Below are 26289 nucleotides of genomic sequence, written 5' to 3' on the forward strand. Positions count from 1 at the left end.
GGGGGTAGAGACAGTGGATTGTGTCACGGCCGCGACAGACGACACGCCCGCAGCACCTCGCGCTAGGACCATTGGCTAGGCTGGGGTCATGCAAACACGTCTCTTGGGAAAAACACACCGCACCGTATCCGCCGTCGGGCTTGGTACCTGGCAGCTGGGCGCCGACTGGGGTGAGGTCAGCGAGGCCGACGCGCATCAGGTCCTGGCCGCTGCCGCGGATTCCGGCGTGACCTTCTTCGACACCGCCGACGTTTACGGTGATGGGCGTAGCGAGCGGGTGATTGGGCGTTTCCTCAAGGAGCGCGGCGCCGATCATGGCATCACGGTTGCCACGAAAATGGGTCGCCGCATGGATCAGCTGCCGGAAAATTACTCACTAGAGAATTTCCGGGCGTGGACCGATCGCTCCCGCAAGAACCTCGGCGTGGACACCCTGGATCTGGTGCAGCTGCATTGTCCGCCCACCGCCGTCGTGAATTCCGATGAGGTTTATGACGCGCTGGATACCCTCGTGGCCGAGGGCGCCATCGCCCATTACGGCCTGAGCGTTGAGACGAGCGAGCAGGCCCTCGCCGCGATTGCCCGCCCCAATGTGGCCACCATCCAGATCATTCTCAACGCCTTCCGCCTCAAGCCGCTCGACGCCGTTCTGCCCGCCGCCCGCGCCGCCAACGTGGGCATCATCGCCCGCGTCCCGCTCGCGAGCGGCTTGTTGACCGGCAAGTACACCGCCGCGACCACCTTCGCGGCGAATGATCACCGCACGTACAACCGCGACGGCAGCCACTTTGACGTGGGCGAGACGTTCTCCGGCGTCGATTATTCGGTGGGGCTCGAGGCCGCCGCCCGTTTTGCGGCTCTGGCTCAAACGGTCGACGGCGTGAGCCCGGAAACCACGACGGCTCAGTTCGCCCTGGCTTGGCTCGCCCAGCTCGACGGCGTCTCCTCCGTCATCCCGGGCGCCCGGTCCGCGGAGCAAGCCAAGGCCAACACCGCAGCAGGCTCACTGCCAGCCTTGGGCGATGCCTTCAACGCCGGTGTGCAGGAAATTTACGATTCCTTACTGCGGGCGGATATCCACCCCCGCTGGTAACCGCACCTTGCTTTATCCCCGCTTGACCCCATGAGAATTCGCCCTATGAGAAACGGAACCGCCATGCAGCAATTGATCACCTTGGACGGCCACACGCCGACCGTTCATGAAAGTGCCTTCGTGGCGCACACGGCCGTCCTCATTGGTCAGGCCAGCCTCGGCGCCGATTCCAGCGCCTTCTACGGTGTCGTCATGCGCGGCGACACCAACTCCATCACGGTCGGTAACGGCACTAATCTGCAGGACAATGTGGTGCTGCACGCGGATCCCGGATTCCCCACCACGGTGGGCAACGGGGTCAGCGTGGGCCACGGCGCCATTGTCCACGGCTGCACGGTGGAGGATGACTGTTTGATCGGCATGAGCGCCACCATCATGAATGGTGCCGTCATCGGCGCCGGATCCCTCGTGGCCGGAGGCGCCGTCGTCCTGGAAGGAGCCATCATTCCGCCCGGTTCCCTCGTCGCCGGGGTGCCCGCCAAGGTGCGCCGTGAGCTTAGCGCCGAAGAGCTCGAACACGTCCGCGAAAACGCCAGCCACTACGTAGATTTGGCCCGCAAGCACAAGCAGGTCCAGCACTAGCAGTTCCCGGGCCGGCGGGCGTCATCAGCAGTTCATAGAGTGTATTTAGCAATTCATCTTGTGTTCACTTCTTGACGTCAATGTGATCTATAAGGCATTGTCTTTTGTATGCTCGATGACGAACAGCCCACCACCACGCCGGCCCACAGGCCTGCCCGCAATCCGGGCTCACAATCTGCTCTGCGCAGCCGCAATCAACAGCGCATCACGCAGCAGCTACTCAAGGGTGGACCGTCAACTCAAGCCGAGCTCGCCCGCAGTACGGGCCTGTCGACCGCCACCATCTCCAATATCGTCAAGAGCATGGCCGCCGCTGAGCTGGTTACACTCACTCCCGTCACGAGCTCCGGGCGCCGGGCCATGTCCGTTCGCTACAACGGAGACAGCGCCATTGCCGCCGGCATCGACTTTGGCCGGACCCATGTGCGCGTGGTTCTCGCCAACACCGGCTACCACGTTCTCGCGGAGGAAGAGGCTCCGCTCCCCCGCGGCCACGAAGCGGCAGAAGGCATCCAGACCGCCTCCCGCCTGCTGGATAAACTCCTGAGAAAAGCAGGCATTTCCCGCTCCCAACTCATCGGCGCCGGAGCCGGCATCCCCGGGCCTATCGATAGCCGCAGCGGCAAGGTCATCCGGGGCGCCATCCTGCCTGAATGGGTCGGTATCAACCTGCACAGTGAGCTTCAGAAGGCCCTGGAAATCCCTGTCTTTGTCGACAATGACGCCAATCTTGGTGCCCTCGCACAGCTCACCTGGGGAGATATGGGCAATGCCTTGAATCTGATGTTTATCAAGATTGGAACTGGCATTGGTTCGGGCCTGATTCTCGGTGGTCATCTCTTCCACGGCAGCTTTGGCGTCACCGGCGAAATTGGCCACGTGACCATCGATGAGCACGGCATGATTTGCCGCTGCGGAAACCGCGGCTGTCTGGAAACTGTTGCCTCGACGGCCACCATGGTGGAACTGCTCAGCAGGGGTAGCGAGCACCCCATTTCCACGGCAGATATCCTGCGCCAAGCTGACGCCGGAGACCCCGCTACCCTGCGCGTACTCGACGACGCTGGCATGGCCATTGGGCGTGCATTGGCCAACGTCGCCAACCTGATCAGCCCCGATGTCATTGTCATTGGTGGCCCGCTGACGGAACTCGGCGAGCTCTTCTTAGCCCCCATCCGACGTGGACTTCTGCGCCATGCCGTCCCGATTATTGGGGAAAGCATCGGGCTGAAAATGTCGCAGCTCACCTCCCGTGCGGAGGCTCTCGGAGCGGCCGCACTGGTGTTCCAAAACGAGCCCAGTTCCATCATTTCTTAAACCGTTACCATCCCGTAGCGTTAAAGACTTGACCGCAAGCGTGTGATCTAGTTTACTTTTCGAGTACCGGTTAGAACTGGTACTCCGCGTAACAATTGAATTCCGCGGGCAAAGAAGCCCAAATCGCCAGTGCGAATCTGGTAGGGCACAGACAAAGAAGTCAGTTGTGGAAGGCGTAAGCATTATGGTGTCCGCGAACCCCGTCATTCTCGAGATGCGATCCATCACCAAGGAATTCCCTGGTGTGAAGGCACTTTCGGAAGTATCTATCACCGTCCATGCCAGCGAGATCCACTCCATCTGTGGCGAAAATGGTGCAGGCAAATCAACCCTCATGAAGGTTCTCTCCGGTGTCTACCCCTTCGGTAGCTACCAGGGAGACATTGTCTTCCAGAACTCCGTCTGCGAGTTCAAAGACATCCGGGCCAGTGAAAACGCCGGAATTGTTATCATCCATCAGGAATTAGCCCTGATCCCCGAACTCTCCATCACCGAGAACATCTTCCTCGGTAATGAACCCACCCGCTTTGGTGTCATCAACTGGGCCGAGGCCCGGATGCGGACCATGGAGCTGATGGCCCGTGTTGGCCTCAACGAGGATCCCGACACTCCTGTCAAGGAAATCGGTGTTGGCAAGCAGCAGCTCGTGGAAATCGCGAAGGCCTTGAACAAGTCGGTCAAGCTCCTCATCCTCGATGAGCCCACGGCCGCCCTGAACGAGTCCGATTCCCAGCACCTCTTGGATTTGATCCGCGGACTCAAGTCCAAGGGCATCAGCTGCATCATGATCTCGCACAAGCTCAACGAGATCGAGCAGGTTTCCGACTCCATCACGATTATCCGTGACGGCAAGTCCATTGAGACCCTCGATGTGAAGGCCGACGGCGTCGATGAGGATCGGATCATCCGCGGCATGGTGGGACGCACCTTGGAATCACGCTTCCCGGATCACACACCCAAGATCGGCGAGATCTTCTTCGAGGTTAAGGACTGGACTGTGGGCCACCCGCAGATCTCGGACCGCCTGGTCTGCAAGGGTTCTAACTTCAACGTCCGCCGCGGCGAGATCGTCGGTATTGCCGGGCTCATGGGCGCCGGTCGTACCGAATTGGCTCGCTCCATCTTCGGCCGCTCTTACGGTAACTACATCTCCGGGCAGATCTTCAAGGACGGCAAGGAGATCACCATGCGCAACGTCCCTGCGGCCATCAAGCATGGACTGGGATACGTGACCGAAGACCGTAAGACGCTGGGTCTGAATCTGCTCGATGACATCAAGACCACCACGGTCTCGGCAAATCTCGGTGCCATCTCCAATAACACCGTCGTTGACCGCGACAAGGAGTACTCGGTGGCAGAAGGCTACCGCAAGCAACTTCGCACCAAGGCCCCCACGGTGGATGAGGGTGTTGGAAAACTCTCCGGCGGAAACCAGCAGAAGGTGGTGCTCGCCAAGTGGATGTTCACCGACCCCGATCTCCTCATTCTCGATGAACCCACGCGAGGCATCGATGTGGGCGCCAAGTACGAGATTTACGGAATCATTCAGGAGCTGGCGAACCAGGGCAAGGGCGTCATCGTCATTTCCTCGGAACTGCCGGAGCTCCTCGGCATCTCTGACCGCATTTACACCATTTTTGAGGGCGCCATCACCGGCGTACTCGATAAGAATCAGGCCAGCCAGGAATCGTTGATGAAACGCATGACCGCTGCCACTAAGTCTGCCTAGCTCTAGGGAAGAAAAAGGACACCCCATGAACATCATCAAACAACTCTTTGGCGGTAACTCACGCCAGTTCGGCATGATTTTTGCCCTCGTCGCCCTGATCGCTTTCTTCCAGGTCAAGACAGACGGTCTGATCCTCACCCCGGATAACGTCATCAACTTGATGAACGGTTACTCTTACATCTTGATCCTGGCCATCGGCATGGTGCTGGTCATCATCGCGGGCCACATTGACCTCTCGGTCGGTTCCGTTGCCGCGTTTGTGGGCATCGTCGTCGCCCTGTCCATGCGTGACTGGGGCCTACCCTGGTACCTAGGCATCGTCGTCGGCCTTCTCCTGGGCGCCGCGATCGGAGCGTGGCAAGGCTTCTTCGTGGCCTATGTGGGCATTCCCGCCTTCATCGTGACCTTGGCAGGCATGCTGCTGTTCCGTGGCGCCAACCAGCTCTTCGGTAAGTCCCTGACCATCCCGGTCCCCAAGGAATTCCAGTCCATCGGCGCCGGTTACCTTCCCGAGATCGGCCCGAACACCGGCTACAACAACCTCACCCTGCTCATCGGCTTCATCGGTGTCGCCGCTCTCGTTTGGGGCGAACTGCGTAGCCGCAAGCGCGCCGTAGCCCTCGGTTCCGACGTCAAGCCGTTCTGGGTCACTGTTGTGAAGGTCGTTGTCTTCGCCGCCGTTATCCTGTACGTCACCTACCTCTTCGCCACCGGCCGCCCCGGCACGTCCTTCCCCATCCCGGGAATCATCCTCGGTGTCCTGGTTCTGGTCTACGGCTTCATCTCCTCCCGCACCACGATTGGCCGCCACGTGTACGCAGTGGGTGGCAACCGCCACGCCGCCGCACTCTCCGGAGTCAAGAGCAAGCGCACCGACTTCCTGGTCATGCTGAACATGTCCATGCTCGCCGGTCTGGCCGGCATGATCTTCGTTGCCCGCGCCAACGCTTCCGGCCCGTCCGACGGCGTTGGCTGGGAATTGGACGCCATCGCCGCCGTCTTCATCGGTGGCGCCGCCGTCACCGGTGGTGTGGGAACCGTGATGGGCTCCATGATCGGTGGTTTGGTCATGGCCGTGCTCAATAACGGCCTGCAGTTGCTGGGCGTGGGTTCCGACTGGACCCAGATCATCAAGGGCCTGGTCCTGTTGGCCGCCGTCGTCTTCGATGTTTACAACAAGTCCCAGGGCAAGCCCTCCTTCATCGGCTTCATGATGAAAAAGCTTGGCGGTAACAACAGCAACCCGGATCTTGAAGTTGCTGAGCCGCTCAAGGGCACCATCAAGACTGACGCCTAAATTCTTCCTCTCCTCAAAATTACGAAAACCAATAGAAAGCGAAGCACCATGTTGAAACTCAACAAGACGGTCAAAACCCTGGCCGTCCTCCTGGCCGCATCATCGCTGGCACTGACCGGCTGTGGCCGTGCAGAAACCCCCGCAGCTTCCGACAGCGCCGCCGCTGCTGGCTTTGCTGCTGACTCCTTGATCGGTGTAGCTCTGCCCCAGAAGACCAGTGAAAACTGGGTTCTCGCAGAAAGCCTGTTCAATGACGGCCTGACCGGCGCCGGTTACAAGGCTGATGTTCAGTTCGCCAACGGTGGCGTATCCGAACAGCAGAACCAGATCAGCGCCATGGTCACCAAGGGTGCCAAGGTCATCATCGTCGGTGCTATTGACGGCGGCCAGCTCGGCACACAGCTCAAGCAGGCTAAGGATGCCGGCGCGACCGTCATTGCTTACGACCGTTTGCTGCTCAATACCTCAGACGTTGACTACTACGTCGCCTACGATAACTTCAAGGTTGGCCAGCTTCAGGGTCAGGCTCTGCTGGACGGCATGAAGGCTAAGAAGCCCGAAGGCCCGTACAACATTGAGCTCTTCGCCGGATCCCCGGATGACGCCAACGCGAAGGTCTTCTTCGACGGCGCCATGGATGTCCTCCAGCCGAAGATCGATGACGGAACCGTCAAGGTTGTTTCCGGTCAGAAGTCCTTCGAGCAGGCAGTTACCCAGGGCTGGAAGGCAGAAAACGCTCAGAAGCGTATGGACTCCCTCCTCGTTGGAAGCTACAGCTCCGCAACGGTTGACGGCGTGCTCTCCCCCAACGACACCCTGGCCCGCGCCATCTTGACCTCCGTCAAGGCTGCCGGCAAGGCCACCCCCACGGTGACCGGCCAGGATGCTGAAGTTGAGTCCGTCAAGTCCATCATGGCTGGCGAGCAGTACTCCACCATCAACAAGGACACCACCGCCCTCGTTGAGCACTCCATCCAGATGGTCAAGGATCTGCAGGGCGGCAAGACTCCCGAGATCAACGACCCCAAGTCCTACGACAACGGTGTCAAGGTTGTTCCGGCCTTCTTGCTGACGCCCCAGATCGTGACGAAGGCTAACGCTGCAGAGCAGTTCGCCAACGACAAGATCCTTGGCCCGCTGACCAAGTAGTCACCAGCCAAGGCGAGTTAATCGCGTAAGGCCCTGGTCCGCCGTCGTTCTTGATTGGCGACGGCGGACCAGGGCCTTTCGCATGCCCGGTACCATGGCGGGTGGTTGGCTAGGGCGTTTCCTTCCGGCGGACCAGCTCGGTGATCCAGAGGGGTGCGAAGGGCGAGGTGCAATTAGGCGGCGTGGGGTAATCCTTCAGGACCTCGAGCCGCTCGCCGATGTCGATGGCTCGAGCGCGCAGTTGCGCATTCTCGATCCCGATCTGGGCCAGGGTGTGGTTCATGGCCCACTGGAGGCGTTCCGGGGCGTCGCGCATGTGGGCCTCGATCGTGTCCAGCAAGGCCGGGAGCTCGAGGCCGTCAGGCGATTTCACCACGCGTTCACTCGTCAACGCCCACCCTGCGCTGGCCACCACGGGATCGGGATCCGTGAACCATCCCTGACGCAGCTGTTCTACGTGCCGGCTCTTCTTAACCACATAGTTCACGAGCCAGTCCTGCACCTTCGGGACGCGGGACTCGCGCAGCATGGCGTCCAGCTCCTCGAGGCTAAAGTCCTTGGGACGGCACATGAGAAGCGCCAAGAGTCGGGCAGCCGTATTGCCGCTGCTCCACAGCCCCGGAACCAGCTCTTGTTGGGGCTTGAGGCGCTTGGCGAGGGCCCGCAACTTGCCCAGATTCACGCCGTGATCATCGCCGTGCCGTTCATTGATGGCGCGGGCCTTTGGATCCTCGAGGGCGGCCAATTCCGCTAAAACCTCGGCCACCGTAGTGGTTGTTTGAGTCGGCGTCGTCATGTCATTCTCCAATTCCCGAGCAGGTGCTCTTCATCTTACTGGGCAGGTGAGACAACGCATTCGATGACATGTGTCGAAGCGCTTGTCATGTTCCCCCGCGGGAGCTGTGATGCTGGCACAATATCCCAATGACCATTCCCCGTTTTGTCGGCCGACCCGACTGGTATAACACCTTCAATCCCGAAACTCTCGCCGCCACCGGCACTCCCCTGCGCTGGGGTGTCATCGCCACAGGAAATATTGCTACTACGGTCACCACCGACCTGGCCCTGCTGGAAGACGCCGTCTTGCAGGCTGTGAGCTCACGAAGCCAGACGAGCGCCGCCGCGTTCGCTGACAAGTTTGGCTTTACCACCCACTATTTCGACGGCGGACCCTCCGGTGCCGCTGCCCCCGGACACCTCCAGCTCCTCGCCGATCCCGAGGTGGACGTGGTGTATGTCGCCACCCCGCACGGCCAGCACTTTGATATTGTGCGTGCCGCCCTGGAGAACGGCAAGCATGTCCTGTGCGAAAAGGCCCTGACCATCACCTCGGCCGAGACCCGTGCCTTGATCGAGCTGGCCCGCGCCAAGGGCCTGTTCCTCATGGAAGCCGTCTGGGCCCGCTTTGTGCCGGGCTTCCAGCGGGCTTTGGAGATCATCACATCCGGTGAGATCGGTGAGATCAAGTGGGTCCGCGGAGACCTGGGCTTTGTGGCCCCCAACGACCCGGCCCTACGCATCTGGGCACCGAACGACGGCGGCGGAGCGCTCCTAGACCTCACGGTGTACCCCTTGCTGTGGGCGTGGGGAACGCTGGGTCAGCCGGAGAAGGTTGCCGCGACCGGCTCGTTGACATCCTTTGGCGTGGATGGGCTGAACACCATTACGCTCAGCTATGCCAACGGCAGCCAAGCCCAGCTCATCAGCGGGCTCGTCTCACAGGGCCCCGGCCGTGCGACGATCTCCGGCACGCTGGGTTACATCGAGACGGTGAATTCCTTGAACAACCCGAAGGAACTCTTCATCTCCGGGCCCGGCGGCGCGACCCGCACCGAAACCTTCGAGGAACCCGGCAGCGGCTACACCTACCAGCTGCGCGAGGTCACCCGTTGCATTCAGGCCGGGCTCACCGAGAGCGCCACCATGCCGTTGGATGATTCCTTATCCATCATGGAACTGTTCGACGAGGTCCGCAGCCAGCTGGGCCTGAGCTACACCAACGATACCCGCACGGACATCTAGCGTCCCTCCCCGCATATACATCGAGGACGCAGTTTATTGGACGGCGAACACCTGAAACGGGTACTTTCCGTCCAACACCTGCGTCCTCGTTGGGTTTTAAGGGGTAGGAGTCAGCGAGGCTCACCGGGCAACGGCCAACGGCCGTGCTCAGAGTGGAACTTTATGGCTGCCATGAGCGGTGGCAGGTTGTACTGGGAAATACTCAGGTCGAGCTTTTCTCCCTTGGGTCCACGGACAGTCAAGAACTTCTGAAAGCCTTGGTCACGGAAGGAGTAGCTCACGATCTCGTGATAGGCGAGCTGGTGTTCCTTACCGAAGGTTGTCCTGAATTCCATCTCGTTATCGCCCACGTCAACATACCAATTGCGGTAGATGAACAAGAGGTACGCGCCCGCCAGCGTCACAACACCAAAAGCGATCGGCATCGCAACGGCGTCTTCGGATGAGGCCGCGAATGAGGCTAGGAGTCCCAGCAGCCCCACGACGAGGACAGGCCAGGCGAGAAACGGAATTACTTTCGGCATGCGGATCCGCCGCTTGTTCCCTTTTGAACGGTTGGGATGCTTCTTGAACCACACCGCGAGCAGGGATACCAGGAATGCGATGACAGCGACCACGCCGAAAATGAGAATATAACGCAGCACGGGGTTATCCATCGCCAACGTCCTTCCATGCAGGTTTTGGTGGTGGGTGTTCGCCAGACGATCTGAGCTCCATCCTCGACGGCCCACACATACTTTTCGCCTACTATTCAACAGCCTTTGTGCCGAAAACCGGGGACGTGTGGATAAATGTTGCTGCGGCCCCCGCTTGGAGAGACGAGCAACGGGAGCTGTGGTGGATTAAATGACACTGGTCGGGCTTGTCAGAAACCTGACAAGCCCGACCAGTGTCATTTTGCTGTCTGGGCTAGCCCACCCCTAGGTAGGCTTCCTTGATGGCCGGATTAGCCAACAGTTCCTTACCCGTTCCGCTATGGGTGATGGCGCCCGTCTCCAAAACAAAGGCACGGTGCGCCCGGGCCAGAGCCTGGTTGGCGTTCTGCTCCACCAGGAGCACCGTGGTGCCCTGGCCGTTGATCTCCGTGATGATCTTAAAGATCTGGCGGATGAACTGCGGTGCCAACCCCATGGAGGGCTCGTCCAGGAGCAGCAGCTTGGGCCGAGACATCAGTGCCCGGCCGATCGCGAGCATCTGCTGCTCACCACCGCTCATGGTGCCACCGAATTGCTTCTCGCGTTCCTTCAAACGAGGGAACAGCGTGAAGACCCGCTCCAGGTCGTCGCTGACTCCGCTGCGATCCTTACGGCCAAAGGTACCCATATCTAGATTTTCCAGCACCGTCATGGCCGGGAAAATCCCGCGCCCTTCCGGTGCCTGCGAGATACCCTGCACCACTCGGATGTGAGCCTTCATCTTCGTGATGTCTTCATCCATGAACTTGATGGAGCCACCGGAGGGATTCAACAGCCCCGAGATGGTCTTCATCGTGGTGGTTTTCCCGGCACCGTTGGCGCCGATGAGAGAAACAATCTCACCCTCCTCCACAGTGAAGGACATGTCGTGAATGGCTTCGATCCGCCCATAGTGGACTGACACGTTCTTCATCTCAAGCAAAGTCATCTTCAGGCTCCCCTAGGTAGGCGGAAATCACGCGTGGATCTTCCCGGATATCGTGTGGCTTACCGTCAGCAATCTTCTTGCCAAACTCCAACACCACGATTCTGTCCGTGACACCCATGACGAGTTTCATATCGTGCTCAATCAGCAGCACGGTGTAGCCGTCATCTCGAATGGTCCGGATGAGGGACATGAGCTCTTCTTTTTCGGCCGGGTTGAAGCCGGCCGCGGGCTCATCCAGGCACAAGACCTTGGGGTCCGTGGCCAAGGCTCGGGCAATCTCGAGTCGCCGCTGGCTGCCGTAGGACAAATGCCGCGACAGGGTTGCGGCCTGATCGGCAATACCCACGAACTCCAGCAACGCCATGCCTCGCTCGATGGCGCTCTTTTCTTCCCTGATGTGCCGTGGCAGACGCAGCAGCGCCCCGATGACACTGGTCTTGTGACGGGCGTCCAGGCCCACGACCACGTTTTCCAGGGCCGTCATCTCGGCAAAGAGGCGAATGTTCTGGAAGGTTCGGGCCAAACCAGCACGGGTGATCTTGTGCTGCTTCATGCCGTTGAGCATCCGGCCCTCGAGGAGTATCTGTCCGCTCGTGGGCTTGTAGACACCTGTCATGGCGTTGAAGCACGTGGTCTTACCGGCACCGTTGGGGCCAATGAGACCCAGAATTTCTCCGCGCTTGATGGTGAAGCTGACATTGTCCATAGCCACGAGGCCACCGAACTTCATGGTCAGGTTCTTCACCTCGACGAGATCCTCGCCCACCTCAACGTCAAAGGACCGTTCCGGGGCAACCGTCTCGGCGACCTCGAGGTCTACTCCCCCGGCAGCCAAGGCCTCGGTGTCCATGGATGCCTGTGGATCTAGTGCGTCATTCATGATGATGCCCCCTCAGCAGTTGATTGGGGTGTGGTGTCCGCTCGATGGCTCGCCTTGCCGTATTTACGTTTCACATCGGCATAAGCCTTGGTGCCATAAGCCAGCAAACGCTGGCGTGCCGGAACCAGACCCTGGGCGCGGTAGATCATGATGATGATCAGGGCGACACCAAAGATGAGGAACTTGTACTCCGCGATGGCTGTGAAGCGCAGCGGGATGTAGGCCACGAGGGCACCACCGACGATGGCACCGACCTTGTTGCCTGAGCCGCCCAGAACAACTGCCGCAACAAATAAAATGGAGGTGACGACGTCGAACTTCTGGTTGTTCACAAAGCCAACCTGACCACCCATGATGGCACCTGCGAGCCCGCCGACACCGGCGCCGAGCGCGAAGGCCCACACCTTGTATTTGAAGGTGGGGACGCCCATGGTCTCGGCGGCGTCCTCGTCCTCGCGAATGGCGATCCAGGCGCGACCAACACGGCTGCGCTCCATATTGCCCACGAGGAAGAGAATGATGATCAAGATGACAAGGGTGAGCCAGTACCAGGGGGTGCCGTTATTGTTAGCGAAAACGGGCACCCCGTCGTCGCCAACTCCCGGCGGATGACCAACGTTTTGGAAACCGGGCTGACCCTTCATGGCCGGGATGAGCGTGGCTAGGATGCGCACGATCTCACCAAAACCAAGGGTCACGATGGCCAGGTAGTCACCGCGGAGGCGCAGGGTAGGCAGGCCCAACAACACACCCACAAACATGGACACCGCGATCGCGACGGGAATGGTCCACAGGTACGGGATCTTGATGAAGGCCGAGTCTGGGCTGGTCAGCATGGCCGCGGTGTAGGAACCAACGGCGAAGAAGGCGATATAGCCCAGGTCGAGCAGGCCAGCGTAGCCAATCACAATGTTCAGGCCCACGGCTACGAGCGCGAAGATGGCCATGGCCTGGCAGGCTAGCGGCCAGTCGTTGCCGGGTTCGGTCGTGATCAAGGGGATGTCCATGAGGGGCAATAGAAAGGCTAAAACAACAACCGGCAGCAGCACGAGCCACTGCTTGGTGCGTGGCATTTCACGCCACTTGTCGCTCCAGGCTCCGAAGGTGCGGCGCGGGCGCGCCACGGCGGCACTCGATCCGGGAGGAACACCGTGAGATTCGGCCTCGGCCGTGCCCTGTGCGGACTTAGAGGTCTGTAGCGGCTTGGGTCCATCTGACATGCTCATGCCTTGCTCCTTCCAAGCGAGGTGCCAAGGATTCCTTGCGGGCGAAGCAGCAAGACCAACACCAGTACCAGGAATGCGACAACGTCGGTCCACTGGGAGTTACCCAGCAGGATCTGTCCGTAGTTACCGATCAGGCCCAACAGCAGACCACCAAGGAGCGCACCGCGCACGTTGCCGATACCGCCGAGAACAGCTGCTGCGAAGGCCTTGATGCCGAGGATGAACCCACCGTTGTACACAACGCCGGAGGGAATCTTCATGGTGTAGAACAACGCCGCCGCGCCGGCGAGTACGCCGCCGATCACGAAGGTGGTGATGATGATCTTTTCCTTGTTCACGCCCATCAGGGTGGCCGTGTCGGGATCCTGCGCCACGGCGCGGATGCCGCGGCCGGTGCGGGACTTGCTGATGAAGCGTTCGGTGATGATCATCATGATGACCGCTGCCGTGACAATCAAGAGCTGATCGTTGTAAATGTAAGTGCCGAAGACCTCGAAGATCGGGGTGACCTTGAACATGGTCAGAGCCTGCTCCGGGACTGCTCCGCGCCATACGTAGATCAGGTACTGGATGGTGAAGGAGGCGCCGATCGCGGTGATCAGGAAGACCAGGCGGGGTGCGTTGCGTTTCCGGAGCGGTCTGTAGGCGACGCGCTCCAGGATAAAGGCTGTGAGCGCCGAGGCCAGAATGCCGACTATCAGCGCAAGTAAGAGATTGATGACGATGGCGCCGACCGCCAGATTCGGGTTCGACGGGCCAAAGCCGAGGAAGGACAGCGTAAACCAGACGCCGAAGCAGCCCATGATAAAGACTTCGGAGTGGGCAAAGTTAATGAGATTCAGAACGCCGTACACCAGGGTGTAGCCAAGTGCCACGAGCGCGTAAATGGAGCCGAAGGTCAGGCCATCGAAGGTGGCGGACCAGAAATTTTGAGCTAACGCTGCAAAGTCCAGCGTGATCCAGTCGCTGGTCGGCGGTGCGGCCAGAAGAATGCTTGGAATCATGGGAATTTCCATTTCCTTAGGACGGCGTCCGGCAGATCATGCCATGGCCGGCGCACGTTTAAAAGGTGGGCTGATGGGTACGAACACGAACAATGCTGTGGGGCGAAGTTCCGCCCCACAGCACCGTTCCTCAGTTGGGTTTACTACCCGATAGCTCCGATGGGAAGAATCTTGCCGTTCTCCACCTTGTAGCCGTAGACCGTGGGCGACTGCAGCTCGCCCTTGTCGTTCCACTTGTAGTGCTTGCTCAGACCGTCCTTGTCGTACGTCTTGACCCATTCCAGGAGTGACGCGCGATCCTGGTTGCCAGCGTCAATACCTGACAGCAGAACGGTTGCGGCGTCATAACCTTCGATGGAGTACGTTCCCGGATCAATACCGGCCAGCGCCTTGTAGTCCTTGGCGAAGGTCGGCAGCAATTCACCGGGGATGCACGGGCAGGTGAAGTAAGCGTTCTTTGACGCGTCACCGGCCTGCTTGATGAACTGGTCATCCTTGAGCCCATCCGGGCCGATGAACGTTCCCGTGTAGCCCTTGTTCACGAGCTGCTGATCAAACGGGGCGCCTTCGGCGTAGTAGCCGGAGTAGAAGACTGCATCTGCCTTGGAGCTCATGATCTTAGAGATCGTGGCCGAGAAGTCCTTCTGGCCCTGCGTGACCTTGTCGGTGCCGGCCAAGGCATCGCCGAGGCCTTCCGCTGTGGTGGCACCCAAGCCGATGCCGTATTCGGAGTCATCCTGGACGATGTAGACCTTCTTGGCCATGAGCTTCTCGGTCATGAACGTGGCAGCGGCCGGTCCCTGGACTGCGTCGTTACCCAGTCCACGGAAGAAGGTGGTCCAGCCGTTGGTGGTCAGGCCCGGGTTGGTTGCTGCGGGGGTCACGTGGACCAGCTTGACCTGTTCGAAGATGTTGCCTGTGGCCTTGGATTCACCGGAGAAGGGCAGACCCACAACGCCGATGATGCCTTCTTCTTTTGTTGCCTGGGTGACCGGGCCGGTGGCCTTATTGGGGTCGCCTTCAGTGTCAAACTTCTTGAACTGCACCTGGCAGTCCGGGTTGGCGGCGTTGTGCTCATTGATTGCGAGCTGCACACCGTTGAAAATATTGATGCCGAGCTGGGCGTTGGGGCCAGTCTGGGCGCCTACATAGGCCAATGTGGTGGTATCTGCACACTTGGCCTTCCCGTCGCCTGCCGGAAGAACCGCGTCCTTGGGAGTATCAATGGACGTCAGGGCCGGAATATTAATCGCCGAGCCTCCGCCAGCTGCAGACGAGCTACCGCCCTCGGGAGCAGCCGTATTTGCACACCCGGCCAAGAGCATTCCAAAGGTAGCGGCCGTAGCGAGCGTGGTCATAACTTTCTTGCGGTTCATGGATCCACCTTTCCCCGTGAGCGCTGGCACCGTGGAGTCCCGTTGCTCCACGTGAGCTGTGGCTTCACATGGTTTTGACCCTACCCTCTAGATTGTGATCCGGAACACAAGTATCGCGTAAAGATCTGATAACGGATGATTTTTTGCGTTTAAGAAGTACGACGGCGCGTTCCCGGCAATATTTTCCCCCTCACCGGCCGCTTATCAACACAAGGCGAGGGGTGCCGTCGTGCTTTAACGCAAAAAACCGACGTTTGCCTCCCTGGCTGGCGATTAATCACCAGCCAGGGAAGCGAACGTCGGTTTTTGTGGGTGCCCCTGAGGGCAAGGAACTAGCTCAGGGTTGCGATGGCCTTGTTCAGCAGAGCTGACGGGCGCATGATCGCAGCAACCTTGGCTGCGTCGGGGCGGTAGTAGCCACCCAGATCAACCGGGGAGCCCTGGACAATGGCCAACTCGTTGACGATAGCGTCTTCGTTGCTGGTCAGGTCAGCGGCGACGGCAGCGAAGGCCGCAGCCAGCTCGGCGTCAACACTCTGAGCGGCCAGTTCCTGGGCCCAGAACTTGGCCAAGTGGAAGTGGCTGCCGCGGTTGTCGATCTCGCCAACCTTGCGCTTCGGGGACTTGTCTTCCAGCAGGAAGGTTCCCGTGGCGCGGTCCAAGGTATCGGCCAGGATCTGTGCCCGGGCGTTGCCTTCGGTGACGGCGAGGTGCTCGAAGCTCACGGCGATCGCTAGGAACTCACCGAGGGAATCCCAGCGGAGGTGGTTTTCCTTGACTAGCTGCTGGACGTGCTTGGGAGCAGATCCACCGGCGCCGGTCTCGAAGAGGCCACCGCCTGCGATCAACGGAACGATCGAGAGCATCTTGGCACTGGTGCCCAGTTCCAGGATCGGGAACAGGTCCGTGAGGTAGTCGCGGAGGACGTTACCGGTGACGGAGATGGTGTCCTCGCCGCGACGGATGCGCTCCAGGGTGAAGGCGGTTGCCTTTTCCGGGGACATGATCTGGATGTCCAGGCCGTCGGTGTCGTGGTCCTTGAGGTACTCGTTGACCTTGACGATGAGGTTGGCGTCGTGTGCGCGGGTCTCGTCCAACCAGAAGACGGCCGGGGTGGCCGAGGCGCGGGCGCGGGTGACGGCAAGCTTGACCCAGTCGCGGACGGGGATGTCCTTGACCTGGCAGGCGCGCCAGATGTCGCCGGCTTCGACGTCGTGCTGGATCAGCACGGTGCCAGCAGCGTTGACGATCTGAACCGTTCCGGCTTCGGAGAGTTCGAAGGTCTTGTCGTGGCTGCCGTATTCTTCAGCCGCCTGGGCCATGAGGCCAACGTTGGGAACGGTACCCATCGTGGTCGGGTCGAAGGCGCCGTTCTTGCGGCAGTCATCGATCGTGACCTGGTAAACGCCGGCGTAGCTGCTGTCCGGGAGGATTGCCAGGGTGTCTGCTTCGGCGCCATCGGCGCCCCACATGTGACCCGAGGTGCGGATCATGGCGGGCATGGAAGCGTCAACGATAACGTCGGAGGGGACGTGCAGGTTAGTGATGCCCTTGTCGGAATCAACCATGGCCAAAGCCGGGCCTTCTTCGTAGCCCTTCTTGATGGCAGCCTCAACGCCAGCGCGAACGTCCTCGGACAGTTCGCCCAAGCCGTTGAGGATGGAGGCCAGACCGTTGGCCGGGCTCAGGCCGGCAGCTGCCAGCGCTTCACCGTAGTTGGCGAACAGTTCCGGGAAGTAAGCCTTCACGACGTGACCGAAGATGATGGGGTCAGAAACCTTCATCATGGTGGCCTTGAGGTGAGCCGAGAGCAGGATGCCCTCTTCCTTGGCGCGGGCCACCTGTGCGGCGAGGAATTCATCGAGTGCTGCCGCGCGCATGACGGTGCCGTCAACGATTTCGTTGGCCAGTACCGGCACGGATTCCTTGAGGACCGTGGTGGTGCCGTCGGCTGCAACGAACTGGATCTTCAGCTTGTCATCGGCTTCGATGACAACGGACTTCTCGTTGTGGCGGAAGTCGCCGTCGTCCATGGTGGCAACGTTGGTCTTGGAGTCCGCGGACCAGGCACCCATGCTGTGCGGGTTGGCCTTGGCGTAGTTCTTGACCGACAGAGGCGCGCGGCGATCAGAGTTACCTTCACGCAGGACCGGGTTGACGGCACTGCCCTTGATCTTGTCGTAACGAGCGCGAACGTCTTTTTCCTCATCCGTTGAGGGATCGTCCGGGTAGCTCGGGAGTGCGAAGCCCTGGCCCTGAAGTTCAGCAATGGCTGCCTTCAGCTGTGGGATCGAGGCACTGATGTTGGGAAGCTTGATGATGTTGGCGTCCGGGCTCTTAGCCAGTGCGCCCAGTTCTGCGAGGGTGTCGGCAACGCGCTGGTCTTCGGTGAGGAAATCACCAAAGGAAGCAAGGATGCGGGCAGATACGGAGATGTCCCTGGTTTCTACGTCTACACCGGCTGTCGAGGCGAAGGCCTCAACAATCGGAAGCAGTGAGTACGTGGCCAACATTGGCGCTTCGTCTGTGAGAGTGTAAATGATTTTAGCCATGGGTGAGATGTCTCCTGCGCAAAATTCAATGGATTACTTGAGAATCTGGTGATATTTCTTTCCCTCCTAACTTACCCGAGAGTGCCCGTTTGCCCGCTATCGCCTCGGTGAAAACGTTTTAGGTGACGCTGTCCTAAGTGAACTTAGCCTCACTTAGGATGCAGGAAATCGCTTTGCCGTTTAGCGTTGGAGCTATGGAACTCACAGGAAAACTCGCAGCTGCCTTCAACGACCAAATCACGCTAGAAATCCAAGCCTCGGTGGTTTACCGCCAGCTGGCCATCGAAATGGATGTCCAGGATCTGCCCGGTATCTCAGCCTGGTTCTTGGCCCAGTCGGCCGAGGAACTCGTGCACGCACAGAAGTTCACCGACCACATGACCGACCGCAACGCTGCCCCGAAGATCGGCACGATCACGGCTCCGGACGTCACGATCAACTCCGTGATTGAGGCCTTCGAGGCATCTTTGGCTCACGAGCAGAAGGTCTCCGAATCCATCCGCAACCTCTACCGTCTAGCTCAGGCCGAGGGTGATATCGATTCGATCCCCATGCTGCACTGGTTCATCGAAGAGCAGGTTGAAGAGGAAGCTTCCGTTGGAGAAATCATCGGCCGCGTCCGCCTCATTGGCGCCGACGGCAATGGCCTGCTGCGTCTGGACGCCGAGCTCGGCTCCCGCAAGGAATCCGGCGAGTAATTTTCCCCCAACGCCGCATCACTTTACGGCGTTAAAACCGTTTCGCTCCCTCACTCATTGAGGGAGCGAAACGGTTTTAACGCCTGAAGGTGGTGCGGCGTTTTGTTTAAGGGGGGTCTTTACGGCCCGGGAGGTGGGCCGTTCACCCCTGGTTGATGCAGTGATTGCGTCAGCAGAGCCTGTTGCATAGCTTGCTGATGGGCCTGCTGATGCAGTTCCTGTCCGGGATTGAATCCTGTGTGAGGTGCGGGGCGCATGGAGCCGTCGTCATCACCGTCCAAAAGGACATGGCTTTTTGCCTTGCCCTTGCCTCGAATGAGCGTCAGGACCGTGACCGTTATCCCGGCCGCCATCAGAAGGACGATGACCGCCATGAAGACGGTAAAGAACGTTCCCGAGAGCAGAAAATCCTCGAATCCACCCATAGTGAGCTCCTAGCGTGAGTCTGCGGGAGGGATAGCCTGGGCGCCCGGGTGCGGGAGATGTTCCTGCGGCACTGCCTTCTGCTTGGCGGGTCGCAAGCGGCCCAGCAACAGCACAACACCCAAGCTGACAACGATCAAAACAAAAATCCCAATAACAATAGCCATGGTGCGTACTCCCCTAGTTCGCTTGAAATGGTTTGCGCTGTCTGTTGAGTCTGTCAGCTAGCTCACAGATGGCCAAGCCGTGGGGTCCGGGGAGCCGCTGCGCTACAGGTTCCTACGCGTCATGCCCCTTCACGGATGATCCTGTACCGAGATGGCGAGCGATTCAGGCAGCTCAGCTATCGTTGTCGGGTTCTTTGGGCTTGTCAGGTGAGGCTTTGGTGATGCGTTTCTTGAGCCATGGGGCCCCTTAAACCAAACGCTCCCTCACAAGAAAATATGAGGGAGCGTTGGCAACTATTAGCCGTAAAGTGATGCGGCGTCCGTCAATAACCGCCGTAAAGTGATGCGGCGTCGGGGATTAGTGGAAGAAGTGGCGGGCACCTGTGAAGTACATGGTGATGCCAGCAGCGTTAGCGGCCGCAATAACTTCCTCGTCGCGCACCGAGCCACCCGGCTGGACGACGGCGCGGACACCGGCGTCGAGCAGGATCTGCAGGCCATCGGCGAACGGGAAGAACGCGTCGGAGGAGGCGACGGCGCCGATGGAGCGCTGGGCCGAAACGCCTTCGGCACCTGCGGCACCGCCGGCTGCGTCAACATCGGACTCCACAACAACACCGAGCGTGTTGGCGCGTTCCACGGCCAACTTGCAGGAGTCAACGCGGTTGACCTGGCCCATGCCGATGCCCACGGCTGCGCCGTTGTTGGCGAGCAAGATGGCGTTGGACTTGGCTGCGCGAACAGCGGTCCAGGCGAAGGCGAGGTCGGCCAAGGTGGCCTCGTCGGCTGCGGCGCCCGCGGCGAGGGTCCAGTTGGCGGGGTTGTCGCCGTCGGCGTCAACCTTGTCCGACATCTGCACCAGCATGCCGCCGGAGACCTGACGAACTTCTGCCGGGTAGCGGCCGTAACCTTCCGGCAGAGCCAGCAGGCGGATGTTCTTCTTCTTGGAGAGGATCTCGATGGCTTCGGGCTCGAAGTCCGGTGCGATGACTACCTCGGTGAAGATGCCAGCCACGGTGCGGGCCATGCCTGCAGTGACGGTGCGGTTAGCGGCGATGACGCCACCAAAAGCGGAGAGCGGATCGCAGGCGTGCGCCTTGGCGTGCGCGTCGGCGATCGGGTCAACGGCATCCGGGGAAGCCACCGCAACGCCGCACGGGTTGGCGTGCTTGATGACGGCAACGGCCGGCTCATCGAAGTCGAAGGCTGCACGGAGCGCGGCATCGGCGTCAACGAAGTTGTTGTAGCTCATGGCCTTGCCGTGGATCTGATCGGCCTGGGCAATGCCGGCGGGAGCACCCTTATCAACATAGAGCGCTGCCTGCTGGTGCGGGTTTTCCCCGTACCGCAGGACTTCTGAACGTTCCAGTGAGTAGCCTGCGTAGGACGGCCAGTCGATGATGCCATCGCCGTCTTCGTCCAGGAACTGAGCCGAGGTCCAGGCGGCAACAGCGTTGTCGTAGGCAGCGGTGTGGGCGAAAGCTGCTGCGGCCAGACGCTGGCGGGCAACGAGGGTGAAACCACCCTCTGCCGCGGCGGCAATGACGGAGCCGTAACGGGCCGGGTCAACAACCACGGCAACGGAGGGGTGGTTCTTCGCAGCGGCACGCACCATGGAGGGGCCACCAATGTCGATCTGTTCAACAACGGCGTCCTGGCCGGCACCGGAGTTCACGGTGTCAACGAAGGGGTACAGGTTGACCACGACGAGGTCGAAGGGCTCAATGTGCATTTCTTCGAGCTGGTGCACGTGGTCTTCGAGACGGCGGTCAGCCAAGATGCCAGCGTGAATGAGCGGGTGCAGGGTCTTCACACGGCCGTCGAGGCACTCCTGAAAACCAGTCACCTCGGAAACCTCGGTGACGGGAACGCCGGCTGCGGCGATCTTTGAGGCCGTGGAACCGGTGGAAACAATGGCAACACCGGCGGCGTGCAGGCCGCGGGCCAGCTCCTCCAAACCGGTCTTGTCGTAAACCGAAATCAAAGCTCGGCGAAGGGGAACGCGGTTAAGCGGAACGCTGGTCACAGAAATACTCCAGAGGTGGATCGAAGGTGGCGACTCTATAAAGTTTATGTCACATCCACGCCGGTATGATCTCCCTTATGACATCCAGTGATCTTCGCCACGCACAGCCTTCTGTGACGGACCATCCCGCCGACCTCCAACGCCTCATCAACTCGGTTATTCTGCCGGGTTTTGTGGGCACCACCGCACCCCAGTGGCTCGTGAGGGCCCTCGCAAACGGGCTGGCCGGCGTCGTATATTTCTCTCACAATATTGACCCCGAGACTCCCGGGCAGGTAGCTGCATTATCTGCCGAGCTCCGCGCCGCCAATCCGACGGCCGTGATTGGCGTGGATGAAGAGGGCGGAAATGTTACACGTCTGGAGGCCCGCGACGGCTCTAGTGTTCCCGGCGCCGCTGTCCTGGGTGCACTCAACGAGCTCGACACCACCGAGGCGGCCGGCCGGGCGATTGGCCGCCTGTGTCGAGACGCCGGCATCAATCTGACCATTGCGCCGGTGGCCGACGTCAACACCAATCCTCGTAATCCCGTCATCGGCGTGCGGGCCTTCGGTGCCGATACCGAGCTGGTTAGCGCGCACACGGCCGCCGCCGTCACCGGAATCCAGCATTTCAAGGTCGCCGCGTGCGCCAAGCATTTCCCGGGCCATGGCGACACCGTGGCCGATTCCCATATGGACGTGGCCCGCGTTGAGTTGAGCATGGATCAGATGCACCACCACCACCTCCCGCCGTTCCAGGCCGCCGTGCAGGCCGGAGTTGCCGCCGTCATGAGCGCGCACATCATCATCCCCGAGCTGGGCGAGGCTCCGGCCACCCTGAACCCGGCGGCGAGCGCCTTGCTGCGTGAGATGGGATTCGAGGGGGTCTTGATCACCGATGCCTTGGATATGGCGGCGGTGCGGGCCACGGTGGGTCCGGGCGAGGGTGCCGTCCTAGCGCTCCTGGCCGGCAACGACCTGCTCTGTGTGGGCAATCCGCTCAATGCATACACCACGGGGCGCGATGACGAGTCGTGCTACGTGGAGGTGTACGACGCCCTGTTCACCGCCGTCACCTCGGGCCGGCTCCCCCAGGAGACGCTGCGCCGGGCGGCAGCTCGCGTGCAGGCCTTGGCACAGTGGTCTGCCGGGGACCTCTCCCCCGCCTCGCCAGAACAGCTAGCGGCTCAGGAAAAGTACGACGACGTCGACTGGGTTTCCGTCTCGGCCCGCGCCTGCCGCACAGACTCGCTCGGCAAACGCCCCGTGCTGAGCGGCGCTGGCCGGGTCACCTTGCTCGATGCGCGCACGGGTCACAATATGGCGGCCGGTCCCACGGAGAACTTCCTCGCGACAGCCTTGGCGCACTATGCGCTGGATTCCCTCCATGCTTCCGAGTTGTCCAGCGCTGAGCTGGAGGTGTCCCTCATGCAATCGCAGGGCACGGTGCTGGTGCTGACGGATTCCTTGGCGGCCCCGGAGCAGCAGGACACCCTGGAGCTGGCCCTCTCCGTTGCCCCGCACGCTATCTGCATCAACGCCGGGCTCGCACCCGAGACCCCGAGCAGCACCGCCACGATTCATGCCCATGGTTTCAGCCGCGTCACGGCGCAGGCCGTGGTGCGTGTGCTCGAAACCGCCTAGTCCTTACCGTCCCCGTAGGAAAGAGTTCCCTTGAGTACCCCCGAGAGTAATATCAACCACGTCCGCCAGGAGATTGGCGCGCTCGTCACGGAATCCTCGAACCTCCGCTATCCGGATCTGGCCGCCATGAGCACCACGGAGCTCGTGACGGCCATGAATGGCGAGGATGCACTGGTGCCGCAGGCCATTGAGCGGCAGATCCCCGTGATCACGGCCATTGTCGACGAGGTCGCTGCCCGCATGTCCCGGGGCGGCCGGCTCATATACGTAGGCGCGGGAACCCCCGGCCGCATGGGCATCCTGGATGCGAGCGAATGCCCACCCACCTTTGGTACCGATCCCTCCCTCGTGGTGGGTGTCATCGCCGGGGGCCGCGCAGCCGTCAATCAGGCCGTGGAGAATGCCGAGGATAGCCAGGAGGGCGGCGCCGCTGATATGGCCGCCCTCGAGCTGACCGAAAACGATTCGGTCATCGGCCTGGCCGCGTCCGGTCGCACCCCTTACGTCATCGCGGCCATCAACGCCGCCAAGGCCCGGGGCGCTTACACCGTGGGCTTCGCCTGCAATAACAACTCACCCCTGGGCGCGGCCGCCGACACCGCACTCGAGATTGAGCTCGGCCCGGAGTTCCTCACAGGTTCCACACGGCTGAAATCGGGCACCTGCCAAAAGCTGGTCCTGAACATGATCAGCACGCTCGCCATGGTCCGCCTCGGCAAAACCTATAAAAACGTCATGGTGGATTTGCGCGCCACGAACGCCAAGCTCCATGCCCGCAGCGAGCGCACGCTCATGCAGCTCACCGACTGTGATGCTGCCACGGCCACCGCGGCTCTGGCAGCGGCCGACGGTCACGTCAAAACCGCACTCCTGGCCATCGTGACGGGGCTGCCAGCCGAGCAAGCCTCCGCGCTCCTGGCCGAGAACGGCGGCTTCCTTCCAGCGGCCATCACCGCTGCCAGCAACGCATGACGGCGGCACGCACCTTATGACTCCCTCTGAGCTTTTCCGCAACACCAGTAACGCTGTGCAAGCGCTCCTGAACCACGCCGTTGCTGGGGGTGTGGCACCCTCGGTGAGTTGCGCCGTCGTCCTTGGCGGGCAGGAGCTGGAGGTGTTGAGCGCCGGGGAGGCTACGCCGGACACCTTCTTTGATCTGGCGTCGGTGACGAAACTTTTCACGACCGTGACGGCCCTGAGCCTCGTGGACGACGGGGTGCTGGAGCTCGATACCCCCGTGGGCACGTGGCTGCCGCAGTATGCACAGGGCGCCAAGAGTTCCGTGACGCTGCGGCACTTACTGACGCACACCTCGGGGCTACCCTCGGAATGGCGTGGCTGGCACGCGGCGTTATCGGAGGGACGCGGATTTGAGCGGGAGGCGTTGCTCGCCGATCTGCTCTCGACCGAGCTCGAGGCCGACCCGGGGATGCGTTTTGCCTACTCCTGCGCGGGCTTCAACACCATCATGGCCTTGGCTGAACATGTCATGGGGACCCCTTGGGCACAGCTCGTCAGCAGCCGTGTGCTCGACAAGTTGCCTACCCACGAGATCACCGGCGCTCCCCCGTGGCACCGCTGCGCTCCCACGGAGTTTCAGCCCGGGCTGGGCCGCGGGCTGGTGCAGGGCGTGGTACATGACGAGGCCGCATGGTCGTTGGGCGGGCTCAGCGGCAACGCCGGAATGTTTGCCACGGCGCGGGGCCTGGCCGTCTTTGGTACGGCGCTGGGTGCGGGGCTGCCCGGCATCCTATCCGCCTCGCTGGCCGCGGAGATGTGGCGCAGTCAGCTCCCTGAGATGCTGGGCCAGCACTTCACCCCGGAGGCACCAGGCTTCGAACATGGGCTAGGTCTGCGGATCAACCAACAACCGTGGATGGGGACGCACGGAACTGCGGCCCGCGGACACGGCGGCTTCACCGGGACCTCGCTGCTGGTGAAGCGAGATTCGGAGGTGGTCATCGCACTCCTGAGCAACCGGATATACCCGAGCCGGGACGGGGACGACGCGACGAACTTACGCAAGGCGGTGTCCGACGTCGTGCATTCTGCTGCTGCACAATTGAGACAAGACCTCACCCACGAACGGAACACCCCATGAGCCTTCCCACCGCCGTCATGACCGGCGACCGCATTGTGCAGGACCTGCCCTGGCGTTGGCGGGTGCAGGGCAGCATCTTCCTGATCGGCGGTCTCGGCTTCATGTTTGACGCCTGGGATGTGACACTCAACGGCTTCCTCATCCCGCTGCTATCCAAGGAATGGGGGCTGCACCCGGGGCAGGCGGCGTGGATCGGCACGGCGAATTTGATCGGCATGGCCGTGGGCGCCTTTGCGTGGGGCTCGATCGCGGACATCATCGGGCGCAAGAAGGCGTTCACGCTGACGCTGCTGATCTTCTCCCTCTTCACGGTGTTGGGTGCCGTGTCGAATGAGATCGTGCTGTTTTGCGTGTTCCGCTTCATGGCCGGCTTTGGTTTGGGCGGCTGCATACCCGTGGACTATGCACTCGTGGGCGAGTTTACGCCGCGCAAGCATCGCGGTCGGGTGCTGACGGCCATGGATGCCTGGTGGCCCATTGGGGCCTCGCTGTGTGGCGTGGTCTCGGCCGTACTCATGGCCTCGTTCGGCAACTGGCGTTTGCTCATGCTGGTCATGGTGCTGCCGGCGCTGCTGGTGTTTTGGGTACGGGTTGGCGTCCCGGAATCGCCCTTGTTCCTAGTGCGCGCGGGGCGGCCGGCCGAGGCCAAGGCCGTGATCGAGAAACTCATCGAGCGCACCGGAGCCACGGTGGGGCCGTGGAAATTGCCCGATCCCGCGGATGCGCCCAAGCTCTCACTGGGTAAGGTCACCGATCAGCTCGCAGGCCTATGGCGGTTCAACTGGCGCATCACGGGCGTGGCCTGGTCGCTCTTCCTGACGATCCTGCTGGTGTACTACGGCGCCCTGACGTGGATGCCCTCCATTCTGGTGTCCACAGGTTATGCCGAAAACAAGGCCTTCATGGCGACGGCGTCCATGACGGGCATCGGACTGCTGGGTGTGGTGGCCGCGGCGCTGCTCGTGGAGCGCATTGGCCGTAAATGGATCCTCGCCATCACGGGACCGCTGGCGGCATTGTCGTTGGTCATCTTTGCGCTGGTGCTGGATGCCCCTGTTGCCGCGCAGATCTGGCTGCTGGTCTTTGGTTTTGTCATTCAGGTGGCGATCCCGGTGCTCTACACCTACGTCTCCGAGCTGTACCCCACCGAGTTGCGAGCCACCGGCTTCGGCTGGGCGTCGACGATGTCCCGCGTTGGGGCAGGTTTGGTGCCGCTCATTTTCGGTTCCCTGCTGTGGCCGGTGCTTGGCTTGCCGCTGACGTTCGCCCTGACGGGTGGTCTAGTGCTTTTGGCCGTCATCTGGATGGCCCTCGCGGCCCCTGAAACCAAGGGTGCTGCGCTGGACTAGAGCGGGCATGGCGCTCCCAGCATTCCCCGAACTTCAGGCGCTACGCTGAT

23 protein-coding genes are annotated in these 26289 nt (G+C 61.1%); 12 read left to right on the top strand and 11 right to left on the bottom strand.

Features of this window, described 5'->3' with window-relative positions:
• Positions 1-88: 88 nt before the first annotated feature.
• From CVS30_RS08420 to CVS30_RS08445, 6 genes are all read left to right on the top strand, one after another.
• Positions 89-1093, top strand: coding sequence for an aldo/keto reductase (locus CVS30_RS08420; protein ID WP_110484880.1), 1005 nt, complete (start codon positions 89-91; stop codon positions 1091-1093).
• Between the two features lie 45 nt (positions 1094-1138).
• Positions 1139-1675: a gamma carbonic anhydrase family protein gene (locus CVS30_RS08425; RefSeq protein WP_245934510.1), complete on the top strand. Its 537-nt coding sequence runs from the start codon at positions 1139-1141 to the stop codon at positions 1673-1675.
• Between the two features lie 108 nt (positions 1676-1783).
• On the top strand, positions 1784-2992 hold the full coding sequence (locus CVS30_RS08430) for an ROK family transcriptional regulator (protein ID WP_110484881.1): 1209 nt from the start codon (positions 1784-1786) through the stop codon (positions 2990-2992).
• Positions 2993-3176: 184 nt separating this feature from the next.
• Positions 3177-4721, top strand: coding sequence for a multiple monosaccharide ABC transporter ATP-binding protein (gene mmsA, locus CVS30_RS08435; protein ID WP_110484882.1), 1545 nt, complete (start codon positions 3177-3179; stop codon positions 4719-4721).
• 25 nt (positions 4722-4746) lie between these two features.
• On the top strand, positions 4747-6018 hold the full coding sequence (gene mmsB / locus CVS30_RS08440; RefSeq protein ID WP_110484883.1) for a multiple monosaccharide ABC transporter permease: 1272 nt from the start codon (positions 4747-4749) through the stop codon (positions 6016-6018).
• Positions 6019-6066: 48 nt separating this feature from the next.
• A complete protein-coding gene (locus CVS30_RS08445; RefSeq protein WP_110484884.1) occupies positions 6067-7167 on the top strand; it encodes a substrate-binding domain-containing protein in 1101 nt (366 codons plus the stop codon).
• A 109-nt stretch (positions 7168-7276) separates the two neighbouring features.
• Here CVS30_RS08445 and CVS30_RS08450 read toward each other — a convergent pair whose 3' ends face one another.
• On the bottom strand, positions 7277-7963 hold the full coding sequence (locus CVS30_RS08450; RefSeq protein WP_110484885.1) for a DNA alkylation repair protein: 687 nt from the start codon (positions 7961-7963) through the stop codon (positions 7277-7279).
• 128 nt (positions 7964-8091) lie between these two features.
• On the opposite strand from CVS30_RS08450, the gene CVS30_RS08455 reads away from it, so the two are divergent.
• A complete protein-coding gene (locus tag CVS30_RS08455; protein WP_110484886.1) occupies positions 8092-9189 on the top strand; it encodes a Gfo/Idh/MocA family protein in 1098 nt (365 codons plus the stop codon).
• 110 nt (positions 9190-9299) lie between these two features.
• Here CVS30_RS08455 and CVS30_RS08460 read toward each other — a convergent pair whose 3' ends face one another.
• From CVS30_RS08460 to CVS30_RS08490, 7 genes are all read right to left on the bottom strand, one after another.
• Complete coding sequence (locus CVS30_RS08460) at positions 9300-9845, bottom strand: DUF6560 family protein (RefSeq protein ID WP_110484887.1); 546 nt, start codon at positions 9843-9845, stop codon at positions 9300-9302.
• 253 nt (positions 9846-10098) lie between these two features.
• The gene (locus tag CVS30_RS08465) at positions 10099-10812 is read right to left on the bottom strand and encodes an ABC transporter ATP-binding protein (RefSeq protein ID WP_110484888.1); all 714 of its coding nucleotides are present in this window, start codon (positions 10810-10812) and stop codon (positions 10099-10101) included.
• Positions 10799-11662, bottom strand: coding sequence for an ABC transporter ATP-binding protein (locus CVS30_RS08470; protein WP_220033895.1), 864 nt, complete (start codon positions 11660-11662; stop codon positions 10799-10801). Before CVS30_RS08470 ends, CVS30_RS08465 begins: the two co-directional genes overlap by 14 nt.
• Positions 11663-11688: 26 nt before the next feature.
• Complete coding sequence (locus CVS30_RS08475) at positions 11689-12918, bottom strand: branched-chain amino acid ABC transporter permease (RefSeq protein ID WP_110484890.1); 1230 nt, start codon at positions 12916-12918, stop codon at positions 11689-11691.
• A complete protein-coding gene (locus CVS30_RS08480) occupies positions 12915-13922 on the bottom strand; it encodes a branched-chain amino acid ABC transporter permease (RefSeq protein ID WP_110484936.1) in 1008 nt (335 codons plus the stop codon). Before CVS30_RS08480 ends, CVS30_RS08475 begins: the two co-directional genes overlap by 4 nt.
• 143 nt (positions 13923-14065) lie before the next feature.
• Entirely contained in the window at positions 14066-15298 is a 1233-nt protein-coding gene (locus CVS30_RS08485) for a branched-chain amino acid ABC transporter substrate-binding protein (protein WP_110484891.1), read from the bottom strand.
• A 332-nt stretch (positions 15299-15630) separates the two neighbouring features.
• Positions 15631-17850 carry an NADP-dependent isocitrate dehydrogenase gene (locus CVS30_RS08490; protein WP_110484892.1) on the bottom strand — a complete coding sequence of 740 codons (2220 nt, stop codon included), beginning with the start codon at positions 17848-17850 and terminating at the stop codon, positions 15631-15633.
• A 194-nt stretch (positions 17851-18044) separates the two neighbouring features.
• On the opposite strand from CVS30_RS08490, the gene CVS30_RS08495 reads away from it, so the two are divergent.
• Positions 18045-18548, top strand: coding sequence for a ferritin (locus tag CVS30_RS08495; RefSeq protein ID WP_110484893.1), 504 nt, complete (start codon positions 18045-18047; stop codon positions 18546-18548).
• A gap of 119 nt (positions 18549-18667) precedes the next feature.
• On the opposite strand, the gene CVS30_RS08500 is transcribed toward CVS30_RS08495, so the two are convergent.
• The 3 genes from CVS30_RS08500 to purH all read right to left on the bottom strand — a co-directional run bounded on the left by CVS30_RS08500 (position 18668) and on the right by purH (position 21164).
• Positions 18668-18973, bottom strand: a complete 306-nt coding sequence (locus tag CVS30_RS08500; protein WP_110484894.1) for a hypothetical protein — start codon at positions 18971-18973, stop codon at positions 18668-18670.
• Between the two features lie 9 nt (positions 18974-18982).
• The gene (locus tag CVS30_RS17955; RefSeq protein ID WP_181419742.1) at positions 18983-19138 is read right to left on the bottom strand and encodes a hypothetical protein; all 156 of its coding nucleotides are present in this window, start codon (positions 19136-19138) and stop codon (positions 18983-18985) included.
• A 358-nt stretch (positions 19139-19496) separates the two neighbouring features.
• Positions 19497-21164: a bifunctional phosphoribosylaminoimidazolecarboxamide formyltransferase/IMP cyclohydrolase gene (purH, locus tag CVS30_RS08505; protein WP_110484895.1), complete on the bottom strand. Its 1668-nt coding sequence runs from the start codon at positions 21162-21164 to the stop codon at positions 19497-19499.
• Between the two features lie 77 nt (positions 21165-21241).
• Here purH and CVS30_RS08510 point away from each other — a divergent pair, with 77 nt between their 5' ends.
• Genes CVS30_RS08510 through CVS30_RS08525 form a run of 4 tightly spaced genes read left to right on the top strand, consistent with a single transcriptional unit; the run spans position 21242 to position 26239 of the window.
• The gene (locus CVS30_RS08510) at positions 21242-22789 is read left to right on the top strand and encodes a glycoside hydrolase family 3 protein (protein WP_245934511.1); all 1548 of its coding nucleotides are present in this window, start codon (positions 21242-21244) and stop codon (positions 22787-22789) included.
• A gap of 30 nt (positions 22790-22819) precedes the next feature.
• Positions 22820-23761, top strand: a complete 942-nt coding sequence (gene murQ, locus CVS30_RS08515; RefSeq protein WP_220033892.1) for an N-acetylmuramic acid 6-phosphate etherase — start codon at positions 22820-22822, stop codon at positions 23759-23761.
• Between the two features lie 16 nt (positions 23762-23777).
• Entirely contained in the window at positions 23778-24890 is a 1113-nt protein-coding gene (locus tag CVS30_RS08520) for a serine hydrolase domain-containing protein (protein ID WP_110484896.1), read from the top strand.
• Complete coding sequence (locus tag CVS30_RS08525; protein ID WP_110484897.1) at positions 24887-26239, top strand: MFS transporter; 1353 nt, start codon at positions 24887-24889, stop codon at positions 26237-26239. The genes CVS30_RS08520 and CVS30_RS08525 overlap by 4 nt, the downstream gene beginning before the upstream one ends.
• The last annotated feature ends 50 nt before the right edge of the window (positions 26240-26289 follow it).

Source organism: Arthrobacter psychrolactophilus, assembly GCF_003219795.1.
GTDB lineage: Bacteria > Actinomycetota > Actinomycetes > Actinomycetales > Micrococcaceae > Specibacter > Specibacter psychrolactophilus.

Excerpts from the sequence above, each read along its gene's own strand:
- CVS30_RS08420 (WP_110484880.1), top strand. The coding sequence starts at position 89 with ATGCAAACACGTCTCTTGGGAAAAACACACCGCACCGTATCCGCCGTC.
- CVS30_RS08425 (WP_245934510.1), top strand. The coding sequence starts at position 1,139 with ATGAGAAACGGAACCGCCATGCAGCAATTGATCACCTTGGACGGCCAC.
- CVS30_RS08430 (WP_110484881.1), top strand. The coding sequence starts at position 1,784 with ATGCTCGATGACGAACAGCCCACCACCACGCCGGCCCACAGGCCTGCC.
- mmsA (WP_110484882.1), top strand. The coding sequence starts at position 3,177 with ATGGTGTCCGCGAACCCCGTCATTCTCGAGATGCGATCCATCACCAAG.
- mmsB (WP_110484883.1), top strand. The coding sequence starts at position 4,747 with ATGAACATCATCAAACAACTCTTTGGCGGTAACTCACGCCAGTTCGGC.
- CVS30_RS08445 (WP_110484884.1), top strand. The coding sequence starts at position 6,067 with ATGTTGAAACTCAACAAGACGGTCAAAACCCTGGCCGTCCTCCTGGCC.
- CVS30_RS08450 (WP_110484885.1), bottom strand. The coding sequence starts at position 7,963 with ATGACGACGCCGACTCAAACAACCACTACGGTGGCCGAGGTTTTAGCG.
- CVS30_RS08455 (WP_110484886.1), top strand. The coding sequence starts at position 8,092 with ATGACCATTCCCCGTTTTGTCGGCCGACCCGACTGGTATAACACCTTC.
- CVS30_RS08460 (WP_110484887.1), bottom strand. The coding sequence starts at position 9,845 with ATGGATAACCCCGTGCTGCGTTATATTCTCATTTTCGGCGTGGTCGCT.
- CVS30_RS08465 (WP_110484888.1), bottom strand. The coding sequence starts at position 10,812 with ATGACTTTGCTTGAGATGAAGAACGTGTCAGTCCACTATGGGCGGATC.
- CVS30_RS08470 (WP_220033895.1), bottom strand. The coding sequence starts at position 11,662 with ATGGACACCGAGGCCTTGGCTGCCGGGGGAGTAGACCTCGAGGTCGCC.
- CVS30_RS08475 (WP_110484890.1), bottom strand. The coding sequence starts at position 12,918 with ATGAGCATGTCAGATGGACCCAAGCCGCTACAGACCTCTAAGTCCGCA.
- CVS30_RS08480 (WP_110484936.1), bottom strand. The coding sequence starts at position 13,922 with ATGATTCCAAGCATTCTTCTGGCCGCACCGCCGACCAGCGACTGGATC.
- CVS30_RS08485 (WP_110484891.1), bottom strand. The coding sequence starts at position 15,298 with ATGAACCGCAAGAAAGTTATGACCACGCTCGCTACGGCCGCTACCTTT.
- CVS30_RS08490 (WP_110484892.1), bottom strand. The coding sequence starts at position 17,850 with ATGGCTAAAATCATTTACACTCTCACAGACGAAGCGCCAATGTTGGCC.
- CVS30_RS08495 (WP_110484893.1), top strand. The coding sequence starts at position 18,045 with ATGGAACTCACAGGAAAACTCGCAGCTGCCTTCAACGACCAAATCACG.
- CVS30_RS08500 (WP_110484894.1), bottom strand. The coding sequence starts at position 18,973 with ATGGGTGGATTCGAGGATTTTCTGCTCTCGGGAACGTTCTTTACCGTC.
- CVS30_RS17955 (WP_181419742.1), bottom strand. The coding sequence starts at position 19,138 with ATGGCTATTGTTATTGGGATTTTTGTTTTGATCGTTGTCAGCTTGGGT.
- CVS30_RS08510 (WP_245934511.1), top strand. The coding sequence starts at position 21,242 with ATGACATCCAGTGATCTTCGCCACGCACAGCCTTCTGTGACGGACCAT.
- CVS30_RS08520 (WP_110484896.1), top strand. The coding sequence starts at position 23,778 with ATGACTCCCTCTGAGCTTTTCCGCAACACCAGTAACGCTGTGCAAGCG.
- CVS30_RS08525 (WP_110484897.1), top strand. The coding sequence starts at position 24,887 with ATGAGCCTTCCCACCGCCGTCATGACCGGCGACCGCATTGTGCAGGAC.